This is a genomic window from Streptomyces pseudoechinosporeus, from assembly GCF_054783935.1.
This window is the reverse complement of record NZ_BAAGPS010000001.1, coordinates 444,701-459,740: the sequence shown is the minus strand read 5'-3', so window position 1 is coordinate 459,740 and position 15,040 is coordinate 444,701. Positions and strand designations below refer to the sequence as shown.

12 protein-coding genes are annotated in these 15,040 nt (G+C 70.3%); 5 read left to right on the top strand and 7 right to left on the bottom strand.

Going from position 1 to position 15,040, the window contains the following annotated elements; translation table 11 throughout:
• Nucleotides 1–28: 28 nt before the first annotated feature.
• Nucleotides 29–1,237, bottom strand: coding sequence for a S8 family peptidase (locus ACYVO6_RS02045; RefSeq protein ID WP_461056633.1), 1,209 nt, complete (start codon nucleotides 1,235–1,237; stop codon nucleotides 29–31).
• Between the two features lie 314 nt (nucleotides 1,238–1,551).
• Between ACYVO6_RS02045 and ACYVO6_RS02040 the strand changes: the two genes are divergently transcribed.
• Nucleotides 1,552–2,361, top strand: a complete 810-nt coding sequence (locus ACYVO6_RS02040) for an SGNH/GDSL hydrolase family protein (RefSeq protein WP_461056632.1) — start codon at nucleotides 1,552–1,554, stop codon at nucleotides 2,359–2,361.
• A gap of 21 nt (nucleotides 2,362–2,382) precedes the next feature.
• Here the strand turns inward: ACYVO6_RS02040 and ACYVO6_RS02035 are convergent, their stop codons facing one another.
• The 4 genes from ACYVO6_RS02035 to ACYVO6_RS02020 form a co-directional block, all read right to left on the bottom strand.
• A complete protein-coding gene (locus tag ACYVO6_RS02035; protein ID WP_461056725.1) occupies nucleotides 2,383–4,029 on the bottom strand; it encodes a serine/threonine-protein kinase in 1,647 nt (548 codons plus the stop codon).
• 31 nt (nucleotides 4,030–4,060) lie between these two features.
• The gene (locus ACYVO6_RS02030; RefSeq protein WP_461056724.1) at nucleotides 4,061–5,830 is read right to left on the bottom strand and encodes an urease accessory protein UreH domain-containing protein; all 1,770 of its coding nucleotides are present in this window, start codon (nucleotides 5,828–5,830) and stop codon (nucleotides 4,061–4,063) included.
• A gap of 83 nt (nucleotides 5,831–5,913) precedes the next feature.
• Entirely contained in the window at nucleotides 5,914–7,416 is a 1,503-nt protein-coding gene (locus tag ACYVO6_RS02025; protein ID WP_461056631.1) for a tetratricopeptide repeat protein, read from the bottom strand.
• A 239-nt stretch (nucleotides 7,417–7,655) separates the two neighbouring features.
• Entirely contained in the window at nucleotides 7,656–9,209 is a 1,554-nt protein-coding gene (locus tag ACYVO6_RS02020; RefSeq protein ID WP_461056630.1) for a DUF4331 domain-containing protein, read from the bottom strand.
• A 262-nt stretch (nucleotides 9,210–9,471) separates the two neighbouring features.
• Here ACYVO6_RS02020 and ACYVO6_RS02015 point away from each other — a divergent pair, with 262 nt between their 5' ends.
• The 4 genes from ACYVO6_RS02015 to ACYVO6_RS02000 all read left to right on the top strand — a co-directional run bounded on the left by ACYVO6_RS02015 (nucleotide 9,472) and on the right by ACYVO6_RS02000 (nucleotide 13,279).
• Nucleotides 9,472–10,014, top strand: coding sequence for a sigma-70 family RNA polymerase sigma factor (locus tag ACYVO6_RS02015; RefSeq protein WP_461056629.1), 543 nt, complete (start codon nucleotides 9,472–9,474; stop codon nucleotides 10,012–10,014).
• Entirely contained in the window at nucleotides 10,011–10,826 is an 816-nt protein-coding gene (locus tag ACYVO6_RS02010; RefSeq protein ID WP_461056628.1) for an anti-sigma factor, read from the top strand. The genes ACYVO6_RS02015 and ACYVO6_RS02010 overlap by 4 nt, the downstream gene beginning before the upstream one ends.
• Nucleotides 10,827–10,953: 127 nt before the next feature.
• Nucleotides 10,954–11,220: a hypothetical protein gene (locus ACYVO6_RS02005; protein ID WP_461056627.1), complete on the top strand. Its 267-nt coding sequence runs from the start codon at nucleotides 10,954–10,956 to the stop codon at nucleotides 11,218–11,220.
• A 316-nt stretch (nucleotides 11,221–11,536) separates the two neighbouring features.
• The gene (locus ACYVO6_RS02000) at nucleotides 11,537–13,279 is read left to right on the top strand and encodes an amidohydrolase (protein ID WP_461056626.1); all 1,743 of its coding nucleotides are present in this window, start codon (nucleotides 11,537–11,539) and stop codon (nucleotides 13,277–13,279) included.
• A gap of 3 nt (nucleotides 13,280–13,282) precedes the next feature.
• Here the strand turns inward: ACYVO6_RS02000 and ACYVO6_RS01995 are convergent, their stop codons facing one another.
• Nucleotides 13,283–14,065, bottom strand: coding sequence for an ABC transporter permease (locus ACYVO6_RS01995; protein ID WP_461056625.1), 783 nt, complete (start codon nucleotides 14,063–14,065; stop codon nucleotides 13,283–13,285).
• Complete coding sequence (locus ACYVO6_RS01990) at nucleotides 14,062–15,018, bottom strand: ATP-binding cassette domain-containing protein (protein WP_461056624.1); 957 nt, start codon at nucleotides 15,016–15,018, stop codon at nucleotides 14,062–14,064. The genes ACYVO6_RS01995 and ACYVO6_RS01990 overlap by 4 nt, the downstream gene beginning before the upstream one ends.
• Nucleotides 15,019–15,040: the final 22 nt, after the last annotated feature.

Sequence of the window (15,040 nt, the reverse complement as noted above, 5' to 3'; positions counted from 1 at the left end):
ACTGGCGATCATCTGGGGTGAGTTGGGGCTACGGGACGAGCTTCAGCAGCTTGTTGGGGGAGCCGCTGCCGGGGCTGGTGACCACGTTCGAGGTCGCGCCGGCCACCAGGGCCGAGGCCACCGTCGCGGGTGAGGCCGAGGTGTGGTTCGCCAGGTAGACCGCCGCGGCGCCCGCGACATGCGGGGTCGCCATGGACGTACCGGAGATGGTGTTGGTGGCGGTGTCGCTGGTGTTCCAGCCCGCGGTGATCGAGACGCCCGGCGCGAAGATGTCCAGCGAGGAGCCGAAGTTGGAGAAGCTGGCCTTGGCGTCCGTGTTGCTGGTCGCGCCGACGGTGATCGCCGAGGCGACGCGGGCGGGGGAGTACGAGGAGGCGTTGGCACCGGAGTTGCCGGCCGCGACCGCGTAGGTCACTCCGCTCGCGACGGAGTTCGCGACGGCCGTGTCCAGGGCGGTGGAGGCGCCGCCGCCGAGCGACATGTTGGCGACCGACGGGCCGCTGGCGTTCTCGGTGACCCACTCGATGCCGGCGACGACGCCCGCGGTGGTGCCGGAACCGGCGTTGTTGAGCACCCGCACCCCCACGATGTCCGCCTCCTTGGCGACGCCGTAGGTGGAGCCCGCGATGGTCGTGGCCACATGCGTGCCGTGACCGTTGCCGTCCTGCGCGGTGGTGTCGCCGTCCACGGCGTCGTAACCGTCCGCGGCGCGCCCGCTGAGTTCGGTGTGTGTGATCCGTACGCCGGTGTCGATGACGTACACGGTCACACCGCTGCCCGCCGAGTCCGGGTAGGTGTACGTGGTCGACAGCGGCAGCGCGGACTGGTCGATGCGGTCCAGGCCCCAGGGGGCGTTGGACTGCGTGGTGTCGGCGAGTTGCACCCGCTGGTTCTGCTCGACCGAGGCCACGGACGGATCGGCGGCGAGTCTCTTGGCCTCGGTCGCCGTGAGCGTCGCCGTGTAGCCGTTGAGCGCGGTGTCGAAGGTCTTCTTCACCGTGCCGCCGTACTCGTTGATCAGTTCCTTGCCCTGCGTGGAAGCGGCCTTGAGACCCGCGCTCTTCTTCAGCGTGACGATGTAGCTGCCCTTGATCGCGGTGGGGGAGTCCGCCGCGAGCACCCGGCCCTGAGCCGGAGCGGCCTGGGCGGGCAGAGCGGTGACCGCTGCCAGCAGGGCGGCGGTGGCGACCGTCGTGGTCGCGGCGATCCGGATCTTCTTGCTGCGCAGTTGTGCCATTACGAGGGAGTCCTCCTCTAGGCAGCGCGCGCCGGGGTGGGGCGCACGTCTGTGGGGGGTGCGCGCGTGATCGCGCGCACAACCAGGAGCGTTGCGTTCCGCTACCGGCTGAGACACCAGCGTGATCCCAACAGCCGTGCAGCTCAAGGGAGTTGAGGCTTTGTCATGTGTACGTCACGTGAAGGAAATGAAGCGCAGGGTGATGCGCGGTGTGACTCCCAGTAAGTCCGGGAAAGTATTGGCATGGACACTTCCCGTCAACTGTGTGCGGTGGTACGCAAGTTATGGCAGAGATCCTGCTAAAGGGAGGTTCCATGAGACGTTCCCGACTTACGGCATACGCCACCTCACTCCTCCTCGCCGCCGCTTTCGCCCTCACCGGGGCCACGGCGGCGCAGGCGTCGGAACAGGCCGCTGCGACCGGCTATGTGGCCCTCGGCGACTCCTACTCCTCCGGAGTCGGCGCGGGCAGCTACATCGGATCCAGCGGCGACTGCAAGCGCAGCACGAAGGCGTACCCGCACCTCTGGGCCGCCGCCAACTCACCCTCGTCGTTCCACTTCACGGCATGCTCGGGCGCTCGTACGGGTGATGTCGTGGCCAATCAGCTGGGCCCGCTCGGCTCCGGCACCGGTCTCGTCTCCATCACCATCGGAGGCAACGACGCCGGTTTCGCCGACGTCATGACGACCTGTGTGCTCCAGTCCGAGAGCGCCTGCGTCGCCCGCATCAACACGGCGAAGGCGTACGTCGACTCGACACTGCCCGGCAGGCTCGACTCCGTCTACTCGGCGATCAGCGCGAAGGCTCCGGAGGCCCATGTGGTCGTCCTGGGCTACCCCCGCTTCTACAAACTGGGCGGCAGCTGCGTGGCCGGCATGACCGAGGGCGAACGGTCCGCCATCAACAACGCCGCCGACTACCTGAACAGCGCCATAGCCAAGCGTGCCGCCGACCACGGCTTCACCTTCGGCGACGTCGTGCCCGCCTTCACCGGGCACGAGATCTGCTCCGGCAGCCCCTGGCTGCATAGCGTCAACTGGCTGAACATCGGCGAGTCGTACCACCCGAACGCGGCCGGACAGTCCGGCGGTTATCTGCCCGTGCTCAAGAGCGTGGCCTGACCGCCAAGTTGTGAGGCGCGCCTACGGCGTAGGGGAGGCCCCGTCCGTTGTCGGGGTCTCCGTCTCGCACGTCACCGAGAAGGCCACCGAGTCGGACGTCGTATGCACGGGGCTACGGACCTCGACACTCATCGCGTTCTCGTAGGTGCCGCCGTCGTTGTACGTCGTCTCCACATGATTGACCTGCTGGGACGTGTCGCCGCCGGAGAACGACAGCGTCTTCCAGCCCGGGTCCGAGGATTCCCCGCTCTGCGTCACCCAGCGGTAGTCGACCTCCGCCGGGGCCCGGCCCACCGTGATCGTCGCCGTGAACGTGGGCGCCTCGGCCTCCGGCAGCGGACAGGCGCCGCTGTACTGCGTGTTGGATCCCGACACCGATACGTCGACGGACTGAGGCGGAGGAGAACTCGTCTGGCCGCCGTCCGTCGAGCCACCGTTCGTGCCGTTCGTGCCCGAAGTCTCGCTGGTGGTCGTACCGCCGTCGTCGCCCCCTCCGCTCGTCCCGCCGTTGTCACCGCCGCCGTTGGTGGAGCCGCCATCGGCGGTTCCACCCGTGGTGCCACCGGTGGTGCTGCTGCTCTCTTCGCCCCCTCCGTTGTTATTGAGCAGGGCGTACGTCAGCCCCGCGAAGGCGAGCGCGAGGGCGACCAGGCCCGCGATCAGGACGACCGTGGCGCGCCGGGGGTGCGCGGGCTCCGCGGTGGTGGTCGTGGCGGTCGGGGCGCGGGACGGGATGGGAGCGGCGGGCGGGGTGTGCGGCGCGGGCGGGCCCGGCTGGGGGAGGGCGGCGACGGTCGGCGTGTAGGCGGCGGCTGTCGTACGAGGCGTGCCGCCCGCCGCGATGAGGCGCAGGTCCTCCTCGGCGGCCTCCCCCGAGAGCCGCTCGGCCGGGTCCTTGCGCAACAGGCCCTCGATGACCGGGGCCAGCGGGCCGGCACGGCGCGGCGGCGGCAGCTCCTCGTCGACGACCGCGCGCAGGGTGCTGAGCGGGGTGTCCTGGCGGAACGGCGAGTTGCCCTCGACCGCCGCGTACAGCATCACGCCCAGCGACCACAGGTCCGACTCGGGGCCCGGCGTGCGCCCCAGCGCCCGCTCCGGGGCAAGGAACTCCGGCGAGCCGATCACCTCGCCGGTCATGGTGAGCGCGGAGCTGCCCTCGACCATGGCGATGCCGAAGTCGGTGAGGACGATGCGGCCGTCGTTCGCCATCAGTACGTTGCCGGGCTTCACATCGCGGTGCAGCACCCCGGCCTCGTGCGCGGCGCGCAGGGCGGCCAGCACCTCGGCGCCGATGTGCGCGGTGCGCTGCGGCGCCAACGGGCCCTCGGCGTCCAGGAGATCGTAGAGGGAGATGCCGCGGACCAGTTCCATCACGATCCAGGGGCGGGCCTCCTCCATGGCCACGTCGTACACCGTCACCACGTTCCGGTGCGCGACCCGGGCTGCGGCCCAGGCCTCGCGCTCCAGGCGCGCGTACATCCGCTCCACCTCGGGGGTGGGCAGCCCGGCCGGGGCACGTACCTCCTTGACGGCGACCTCGCGGTGCAGCACTTCGTCACGGGCGCGCCAGACGGTCCCCATCCCGCCTTCGCCGAGCGGGGACAACAGACGGTAACGCCCCGCGATCACCCGTTCACTGCGTGCCTCATCCGACACGGACGCCCCCATTCGCAAACGCACCATTCTGAACAAAAGTAGCTCAACCCAGTGCGGTTGCCGCCCCCTGGAGCACCAATCCAGCCCCAAGGGCCACGACGAGGCACGCGGAACCGAGGGCGACGTTCCTGCGCACCAGCGCGGCCACCGGACCGCCGGTCCAGCGGGGGCCGTCGGCCAGCAGGCGGCTGACCCTGCTGCCCAGCTTGACCACGGCGACCGCGGCCGCCGTCAGAGTCAGGGCGAGTCCGACGCCGTACGCGAGGACGAGCAGGAACCCGAACCAGGCCTTGCCCAGCGCGGCGGCCCCCACCAGGACGACGACAGCCGAGGGGCTCGGCACCAATCCGCCCGCGAAGCCGAGCAGGATCGTGCCGCGCAGGGTGGGCGCGATCTCGTGGGTGTGGGTGAAGCCGCCGTGGGTGTGCGTGTGGGTGTGGTTGGCGTGGGCGTGCTTGTGATCGTGGCCGTGGGTGTGGTCGTGACCGTGGGTGTGTTGGTGATCGTGCTGCTCTGCGTGCGAGTGGGAGTGTCCGGTCGTGTGGGGTTCGCTGTGCGCGGGGGCTTCCAGGAGCGCCGCCGCACAGCCGTGCCCGGAGGTTCGGGCTTCGCCGGCCGCCTGGGCGTGTGCGAGTACGAGAGGGCGCTCGGGCTTCCCGGTGTGTTCGTGGGTGTCCCCGTGGTGATGGGCGTCGCCGTGCGCGTCCGTGTGTGGGTGGTCGTGCGGGCGCTCAGGTTCGTGGTCGTGATCGTGAGTGTGGCCGTGTTCGTGCCCGTGGTGGTGCTCATGGTCGGGCGTGGAAAGGTTCCCGTGCCCGTGCCCATGGGCCCGGTTCCGCCAGGCCTTTCGTACGAGTGTCAGGCCCGCCGCCGTCACCAGGACGCCGCTCGCGATGCCCAGCCACGTCACCACTGAGGGCGCGGCGGCCGAGCCGGCCGTGACCAGCAGGCCCAGCGCGACCACGCCCAGGGTGTGGGTGACCGTCACCGACGCGGCCAGGGGCAGTACGTCGCGCAGGCCGGCCCGGCCGCCGCGTGCCGCGGCCGTCGCGGCCATCAGTGTCTTGCCGTGACCCGGCGCGAGCGCGTGCATGGCGCCGAGGCCCACCGCGATGACCAGGGCCAGTGCCGCGAAGCCCGCGCTCAGGTCGTGGCGGGCCACCAGATCGTCCAGGGCGCGGGTGAACCGGTCGGCGCCGCGTGGGAGTACGGAGGAGGCGGGGGCGTCGGAGTTCTCCTCGGCGAGGGCGGGGCCGCCGGGGCGGGCCTTCAGGGACGCGGTCGCCGTGTCCTCCGGCGACTGCAGCAACTCCTCGGGGTAGCTGGTCAGTTCGCGGGACACGGACTTCGTGGGGACGTCCGAGGAGGTGAGGGTCATCCGGTCGCCTCGCGCGGTGACCTCGCGCCAGCCGGGGCCGTTGACGACGGAGGCGCGAAAGCCGACGGAGACCTCCCCCTCCGGCAGCGGCGCCGTCCAACGGCACTCCACCCGGAGCGTATCGAGCCCGGCCTGCCCGGGCCGCACACGTACGCGGCTCTCGCCGACCTTCAGCGCGACCTCGCGCCCGGCCACGGTCACCCGGCTCTTCCCGGCCGCCGTCGCGCACCGCTGGCGGGCCCAACTCTCTTTGCCCGCCTTGTCGATCTGAGGCTTGGCCTGGGTCGCCGGGATCTCCGCGAGGTCCTCCACGTGGTCGATCCGCAGCTTCTCGGGACCGATGACGAGTCCGTCGTATCGATTGACGGTGAAGTTCCCTAGCGGATGCGCGGCCGCCGTCCCTGTGGGGACGAGCAGCAGGGCGAGGGTGCCCATGAGAACGGCCACGCAGGCGGCGAACCGGCGACGGGGCAGGGGGTTCTTCAGGCCCTTGCGGCTCTTCCGGCCTGCGGCTGTGCTCACTTGGCACCGCCCAGCTCGTCCAGGGCCGTGCGGGCCGCTTTCGCGCCCACCGGGGAGAAGCCCGGGTTGAGTTCCAGCGCCGTCGACAGGCTGTCGCGGGCTTCCTTCTCGTTGCCGTTGGCGCTTTCGATCATGCCGCGGTGGTAGAGGAACGTGGCGTCGCGGTAGCCGGTGGCCGTGGCGCGGCGGGCGTAGGGGAGGGCTTCCTCGTCACGGCCGTTGACGTGGAGGGCCCAGGCGAGGGCGTCCGCGGTGTGCACGGTCTCGCGGCGGTCCCACTCCGCCCGCGCGGCGCGCAGGGCGGACTTGCGGTCGCCGTGGTCCGCCGCCGCGAGGGCCGTGTCGAGGTCGGCGTTGACGCCGTTCGCGCGGGCCAGCGCGGTCCACGCGTCGACCAGGGCGTACTGGTCGCGGGCCTTCGCCCGGTCACCCTCGCCGCCGCGCGCCTCGTACAACTCGCCGAGCGTGACCAGCGGGCCGGGCAGCGGAAAGCCGGCCACGACCTCCTCCATGCCGCGGATCGCCGCCGCCTGGTCGCCGTTCGCGGCCTGGGCCCGGGCGCGGCCCTCCAGGGCGGGGAGGTAGGTGCGGTCCGCTTGCAGCGCCCGCGCGTAGTGCTTCAGCGCGGTCTCGTACTCGCCCTCGCGCCAGGCGAGCTGGCCGAGCGAGGTCGCCACGTACGCCACGTCTCCGGGCGCCGTGGCACTGGTGAGCGCCTGCTCCAGGACGCGCCGCGCGGTGGGTACGTCGCCGCGCAGCTCGCGTACGTACGCGTACCGGGTGAAGACGGGGACGCCCGGGCGACGGGCGTCGGCCTCGTCGGAGGCCTTCAACGCCTCGTCGTAGCGGCCGAGTTCGACCAGGGCGTCGATCCGCGAGGACAATGCCCGCTCGTTATACGGGTTCTGCTCCAGCGCGTCGTCCGCGTACCGCAACGCCCCACGGAAGTCGTGCCGCGCCGCGGCCAGCGCCGCCCGGCCGGCGAGCGCGGGATCGTTGTCGGGCCGCAGCTTCAGCGAACGGTCCAGCGCACGCTGGGCCTGCGGATACCGCGACGGATCGCCGTTGGTGCGCGCCTGCTCGACGTACGCGACACCGAGCGTGGCCCACCCGTTGAAGTCCTTGGGCTGCGCCTTCAGATGCCCTTGAAGCGCGGAGATACTTTCGTTGAGACTGCCCCCGGCCAGCAACTCGGGCGCGGTCCCGGGCACGGAGGCCACGGCTCCCACCCCAGCGTCATCCCGAGACCCCATCACAACGGCCCCCGCGGTCATCGCCACAGCAAGAGCAACAGCACAAGCGGCCAGCCGCAGTGCCCGCGCCCGCCGCGATTCCGGCGCCGCCTCGGGGCGGCCCGGGGCAGTCGCGTCCTCGGCGGAATCCGGCGTGGGTTCCGTGGCTCGGGGCGTGTCCTCGCCCTCGGTGGGCGCGGGGGCGTCTGTGTGAGCCGTCTGCTGATCGGCCTCGGTGGCGCCGTCCTCGTTCTCGCGCGGGGACATGCCCTCTCCTCGATCTTCCGAAGGTGCGGTTGTGCGGGGTGAAGGCGCGGCCCGCGCCGTGGGGGGATGGGTGGTTGCGGGCCGCGCCAGTTTGTGGGTGGCTGAGCGGACTTGCCGAAGTCCGGGTGCGGTACCGCGCCCGTCAGGGGCGCGGGGCTGTATCCGATTTGCGGCTCCGCCGCGTGGGCGCGACCAGCCACAACGGACGCACAGCCTCGAACCGCATCTCCAGGGAGCGGCTAGTAATAGCCGCGAATCCGGCGGCGGCTGCGCCACCACATGAGGCCGGTGCCGATCAGCAGGAAGCCGGCCGCGCCCGACACCGCCGAGACGGCGATCAGCGTGGTGTCCTCCATGCCGGTGGTGCCGCTCGTGCCGGCCGGCGTCAGCGCGTCGCCGAGCTGGTTGCGTACGTCGCCCTTGGTGCCGTCCGTACCCTTGGCCAGCGGACCGCGCGAACCCGCCGTCGGCTGGGCCACGTACGGGAACGCCTTCTCGAACTCCTGGTCGTTCTTGTCGACCGCGTCGCCCAAGTCGTTCTTGGCGCCGAGCAGTTCACCCTCGACGACCTGAAGCGAGGCGTCGATCACGTCGTCGGTGAGCCGACGCCCGTTGGGGAAGCCCGCGTTGTCGCCGTCCAGCACACCGAGCCGCTTCGGCTCGGCCGCCGGCTTGATCGAGGTGTTGAGCCGCAGCATCTCCGAAGCCCGTACGTGCGGCGGCTGGTTGAGGTCAGGAACGCCCTTCAGGAAGACGTCCACGAGGTCGTTCCTGGGCTCGTCCGGCGCCGGGATCTTGTAGATCGCCTCGATGAGCTTCGGCAGCTCCGGTTCGGTCACGTTCTTCAGGAACTGGGCGTCGTCCCACGGCGCGGACGCGTTGAACGTGTCCTTGTCCTTGATCGGGTTGACGACCTCGTTCACCAGCGGGTTACCGAGCCGCGAGACCTGCCTGAAGTGCCCGTCCGCGCCCTTGCGGTTCGTCGTCGCCCAGACCCCGACGACCGGCTGCTTGGCCGACTCCTGGATCAGGTCGTTCGGCAGCTGCAGGGCGATGGAGTTGACGTTGTATTCCTTGAGGGTGTCGTTGCCGACCTCCGACAGGTTCCCGCCGTACAGCAGGTCGAAGACCCGCAGGTCCGCGAAGAACGGATCGTCCGCCTGACCCGCGAACGTCTTCGCCTCGTAACTCCCGAGCTCCTTGACCGCCTGGTCACGCAGCTTGGCGTAGTCCGGCATCGACGCCTTGCCGACGTTCGACGGCGCGACCGGCACATCGTCCGCGACGTACGTCCGCTTCACGAGCTTCTGGTCCTTCAGCTGCAGCAGCTGGAGGTCGTAGGTCTGCGTGATGTTCAGGTCGGGGTCGTCCAGGCTCTCGACCGGCCCCGTGTTGTACAGGAAGCTCTTGTCGTTCTTGACGTGCGTGTCGAACGTGTACCGGAAGAGCAGATCGCCCTGCGCGTCCCCGTCCTTGTCGATGTGGATGTCGTACTGGGCGTCCTCCGCGAACGTGTAGAAGTTCGGTCCGCCCGCCGGCTCCTCGAACGGGATCACGTTCGCCACGATCGTCGTCGTGTCCGGGGCGTCGGGGCTCACGAACGCGTACAGGTCCGTGTTGTCGAACTGCGGCGTCCCCGAGATCAGCGGGGCCTCCCGGTGGCTGGAGGCGGTCGCCTCTTCCGGTTCGAGCGCGGTCACGCCGGCGGCTGCTAGCCCCCCGGCAGCCAGCGCCCCACAGACGAGGGTCGTGAGGCTCCTGTGTCCCACGATCCTGCGGATGTTAGGTGTCATGCCGTCCGTCCTCTGTTGCAAGCTGCGTTCCCGCGGTTCTGGCGAGAGGCGACGGACGGTGTGGTCCGCTCGGTCCTGGCGCTCGTTGCCGCGTGTTTTGTTGCCTGACACACGCCATTCGGTGCCGTCGGGCGGGCGGATTGGTTTGAGTTTCACCCGCGTTTTTCGACGAGTTGATCTGACGACCCATCCGAACGGGCGTCCGCGCCGAATGCTTGACTGTCGGGACAGGCCGACACGCGGCCGGGAGAGGGGGTTACGGGTGCAGGCGGACGAACTTCTGGTGCTCGTGGCCAAAGGCGACCAGAAGGCTTTCGAGGATCTGTACGGACTGGTGTCCGGACCGGTCTTCGGTCTGGTGCGCCGCGTGGTGCGGGACCCGGCCCAGTCGGAAGAGGTGGCCCAGGAGGTGCTCCTCGAACTCTGGCGCTCCGCCGCACGCTACGACCCCGGCCGCGGCAGTGCCCTCGCCTGGGTCCTCACCCTCGCGCACCGCCGCGCCGTCGACCGGGTGCGCAGCGCCCGCGCGGCCGGCGAACGCGAGATGCGCGAGGCCCAGCGCGCGAACGGGCCCGCCTTCGACCAGGTCGCCGAGGAGGTCGAGGCCGGCCTCGAACGCGAATGGGTACGCCGCTGCCTGGACCGGCTCACCACACTGCAACGCCAGTCCGTCACCCTCGCCTACTACGACGGCTACACGTACCGTGAAGTGGCCGAGCGCCTCTCATTACCGCTCGGCACGGTCAAGACGCGCATGCGCGACGGACTCACGCGGCTGCGCGAATGCCTGGGAGGTGCCGTATGACCGTCCTCTTCAGGCGCAGCGAAATGCACTCGCTGGCCGCCCCGTACGCCCTCGACGCGCTGGAGCCCCGCGAACACCAGCGTTTCGAGAAGCACTTGAAGCGCTGCGACAGCTGCGCCGCCGAGGTGCGCCTCCTGCGCGAGGACGCGGTCCGCCTCGCCTGGAACACGGCCGCTCCGGCCCCGGCCGCGATGCGCGACCGGGTCCTCATGGCCGTACGGACGACACCCCAGGAGACTGCCCCGGGGCAGACCGCCCCACGGCCGCAGCCGCACCCGCGTGCCGCGGCACAGCCGCTGCCCGGGATGCGTGCACAGCGGCCGCGGCCCTCGCGGCTGCACGGTCTGTTGTCCCCCCTGGCCGCCACCACCGCCGCGGCGGCGCTCGTCGTCGCCGCGCTGTTCGGCGTCCAGGCTTCCCGCACCCAGGACCAGCTCGACCAGGAGCGGACCCAGGCACGTGAGATCGCCAACATTCTCGCGGCTCCGGACGCCGCCGCGAGCGCCGGACAGGTCGCGAACGGCCAGAGCATCAACGTCGTCGCGTCCGCCTCTGAGCGCGCCGCCGTGGTCACCCCCGCGGGCCTCGGCACACCTACGAACGGAAGGGTTCACCAACTGTGGCTGATGCGACCAGAGGTCCAACCGCGCTCCCTGGGCCTGTTCGACGGCGACACGCCCTTGCTCGCCACCGACTTGAATCCGGATGCGACCTCACTCGCCGTCACCGTCGAGCCACAGGGCGGCTCTCCACAGCCCACATCTGCCCCAGTTGTCCAACTCGCCCTGAATTCGGTTGGATTCGGAGAGTGATCGTCAGAGTAATCGTCAACGACCTTACGAAGAAGGTGAATCCTGCGCCCGGGATACACGAGTGTCATGAGGGAGAGATAGGGTTAACCTGCCCGGGCCGGGTGCCCTCGTATGGGTGGGGAGTGACATGGAACAGATAGTGCGTGGCAGGGCGCGAGTCCCTGCGATCACCTGCGGGAGCAGCGCGACCAGTTCGCGCCTCGACCGCCATCTCTCGGTGTTGGGTGGCCCCGCCATCCCGCAGGGAGAGACGACCGAGGCGACCTCACTGATGCGTGAGCTCACCGCACGTGACCACACGCAGGAGCGCAACAGCAGGCGCGCACGAGTGCGGCGGGTCTCGCTCTTCGCCCCCCTGCGCCGACTGCGCCGATCCCTGTTCGGCGGCCGCTGACCAGCGCCCCCGGTCGCTGACCGGCAACCGCCCCGAACAGAACCCCGACCCGCGCTCAGGCGGCCACACCGCCCCGGCGCAGCGCTGCGATCTCAACGACCGTCATCCCCACGGCACGCAGCGGCGCCCTGGTATGTACCCCGAGCGCGGGTAGGGCTTTCTCTGGCATCTCACCCCCCGCCCGCCGCGCGAGTTCTCGCGCGTAACAGCTTTGTCATGCACGGATGTTGAGGCGGCAATCTTCTGGGGCCAGGGTGGCTGATCGTTTACGCGATTCATTGGCTGCTACACCAAACCTCGCCCCCCGGAGGTGCGCGTGTGTGACCTGCACGATCAGCATGAACACGAGTCGACGACCACGAACGGCCAGACCCTGAGCCGCCGCCGCATCATGCAGCTGCTGGGCGCGGCAGGAGTGACGACCGCCGTCATGACGGCCGAGGCGGACCCCGTGATGGCCGCGTCGTCCGACGACACCTCGGCCGAGGACACCCCGGCCGCGTACGAGGCGCCCGAGGGCCTCGCGAAGGACAGCCCCGCCAAGACGGCCGCGCTGGACTGGATCAAGGACCACACCGACCGGATCACCGGTCTCAACGCCGAGATCTGGGAGAACGCCGAGCTGAGCCTGCGCGAGTGGAAGTCCTCGCTCGCCGAGGCCGGCTTCCTCGAAAAGGCCGGATTCGACGTCGAGTTCGGGACCGCCGGCTTCCCGACCGCGTTCACGGCGACTTTCTCGTATGGCACCGGCGGCCCCGTCCTCGGCTTCAGCGGCGAGTACGACGCGCTGCCCGGCCTCTCGCAGCACAAGGGCGTCGGCCACCACGACCCGCGCGAGTACATCCACGACCCCTTCGCGCCCACCTACGGCCCGGGCCACGGCTGCGGACACAGCGCCCTCGGTACGGCCGCCGCAGCCGCCGCGGCGGCGGTCGCGCAGGCCGCGAAGAAGCACAGGCTGCCGGTCACCGTGAAGTTCTTCGGCTCGACCGCCGAGGAGACCCTGATCGGCAAGACGTACGCGGTGAGCAGGGGCGTGTACGAAGGCCTCGACGCGTTCCTCGACTGGCACCCGTCGACGTCGAACGCCACCGGCTGGGGCACCAACTCCGCGATGACGGCCGTCACCTTCACCTTCCTCGGCGTCGCGGGCCACGGCGGCACTCCGCTCGGCAACAAGAGCGCCCTGGACGCCGCCGTGATGATGGCAACGATGTCCGAGTTCCTGCGCGAGGAGAACCTGGCGCCGTCCGGCCGCCTGCACTGGGTGATCAACAACGGCGGGGACATCCCGAACGTGACCCCGGAGATCGCGGAGATCTCGTACTACGTCCGCGAGGGCAGCCCGGCCCGCGTCCAGGTCCTCCTCGACAAGGTGATCGCCGTCTCCGAGGCCGCCGCCAAGGCCTCGCAGACGAGCGTGCGGCACCGCATCACGTCCGCCTGCTGGAACCAGCTCCCCTCCAAGTCCTTCGCCGAGCTGCTGCACGACAACATGAAGCAGCTCGGCCCGCCCCAGTTCACCGACGAGGCCCATCAGCTGGCGAAGGAACTCCAGGAGTCCCTAGGCCTGCCCCAGAAGGGCATGCACGCCGAGATCGCCGAACTGACCGCGCCCAACCCGGTGTTCATGGGCGGCGGTTCGACGGACGTCGCCGACATCAGCTGGAACGTGCCGACCGTCTCCATGGGCGCCGCGCTCGCCCCGATCGGCACCAAGATGCACACCTGGTCCACCGCCGCCTGCGCGGCCGCCGCGCCCGGTCAGGCAGCCGTGATCGCCGCCGCCCGGTATCTGGCGGCGACCGCGATCGACCTGCTCACCCAGCCCGAGCAACTCAAGGCGATCAAGGACGAGTTCAAGGAACGTACGAAGGACGTCGAGTGGAAGACGGCCATACCGGACGGCTATGAGCCGCCCATGTACGAGCCGCCGGACTGGTTCCTGAAGAAGACCGGCCAGAAGTGGCCGCCGGAGAACATCACCTGGCCGCCGAAGCGGGTGGTGTCCCAGGAGAAGTTCTCCTCGCTGGGGCCGGAACTGGCCCCACAGAAGTAGCGCTCACCGTTTGCCGGTCGCGTACCGGCGGACGGCGAGCGGCAGGAACACCGCGGTGATCACGGCACACCAGGCGAGCGACCCGGCGACGGGGTGTGTCACCGGCCAGGCCCCGTCGACGGGCACCGGCGCGTTGCCGAACAGGTCTCGCAGCGCCGTGGTCACCGCGCTGATGGGATTCCACTCGGCCACCGTCCGCAGCCAGTCCGGCAGATTGTCCGTCGGGATGTACGCGTTGGACAGCAGCGGCAGGATGAAGGTCGCGCCGCCCAACTGCCCTGCTGCCTCCTCACTCTGGGACGCGAGCCCGAGCAGGATCCCGATCCACGTCATCGCGAACCGGAAGAGCATCAGCAAGGCGACGGCCGCCACAGCCTCAGCCACTGTCCCCTCGATCCGCCAGCCCACCGCGAGCCCGACCAGCAGCAGCGGCACCATCCCCGCGGCGGTCAGCACCAGATCGGACGCCGCCTGGCCGAGCGGCACCGCGGCCCGGCTCATCGGCAGCGTACGGAAGCGGTCCATCACGCCCCGGTGCGAGTCCCGGGCCGCCTCGAACATCCCCGTCATGATCCCGTTCGCCGCGGTCGCCACCAAAAGCCCCGGCACCAGGAACGAGCGGTACTCGGCGCCCGGCATGGCGAGCGCGCTGCCGAAGACATAGCCGAAGAACAGCAGCATCGTGATCGGCATCGTCTGAGTGAGGATCAGCAACCCGGGATTGTGCCGGACCCGCTGAAGCTGCCGGCCGAGCATGGCCGTTGTGTCGTACGCGAGGGCGCTCATGCCACCAAGTCCTTACGGTCGGTCGGGCTGTCGGTCAGGCGCAGGAACACGTCGTCGAGGCTCGGCGGACGCAGGCTCGCGTCGAGCAACGGCACGCCCGCGGCGTCGAGTTCGCGTACCAGGCGGGGGAGTGTGAGCGTCGGATCGGTGGTGACGGAGCCGACGGCGTGCCGCTCGTGGTCGAAGTGTGGTTCGCCGCCGGTGAGTTGGTCGAGGACGACGGCCGCCTGGGGCATGGCGTCCGCGTGGGCGACGACAACTTCCGCGTACGAGCCGATGAGTGCTTTGAGCGTGGCGGGCGAGCCGCTGTGGGCGACCCTGCCCTCGTCCAGCAGCGCGATGTCGTCGGCCAGTTGATCGGCCTCCTCCAGGTACTGCGTGGTCAGCAGCACCGTCGTACCGTCCGCGGCGAGGTCACGTACCGCTTGCCAGATCTGGTTGCGGCTGGCGGGGTCGAGCCCGGTCGTCGGCTCGTCCAGGAAGAGCACCGCGGGCCGCGTGATCAGGCTTGCGGCCAGGTCGAGGCGGCGCCGCATGCCGCCCGAGTAGGTGGACGCGAGCCGGTCCGCGGCTTCGGTGAGCTCGAAGCGGTCGAGGAGGTCGTCGGCGCGGGCGTGCGCCTTCGGGGCGCGGCGCAGCTTCGCGAAGAGCCGCAGGTTCTCCCGACCCGTGAGGTCGCCGTCGACCGAGGCGAACTGGCCCGTCACGCCGATGGCGCGGCGGACCGCGTCCGGCTCCCGTACGAGGTCGTGCCCCGCGATCCGCGCGGACCCCGCGTCGGGTCGCAGCAGCGTGGTCAGGACCCGTAGGGCCGTGGTCTTGCCCGCCCCGTTCGGCCCGAGCATCCCGCAGACCGTGCCCTCGGCGACCGCGAGGTCCAGCCCTCGGAGGGCGTGGACCTCCCCGAAGCGCTTCTCGAGGCCTTCACTAAGTACAGCGTACGTAGAAGTCATGGGTCGACCATAGCGCACTACG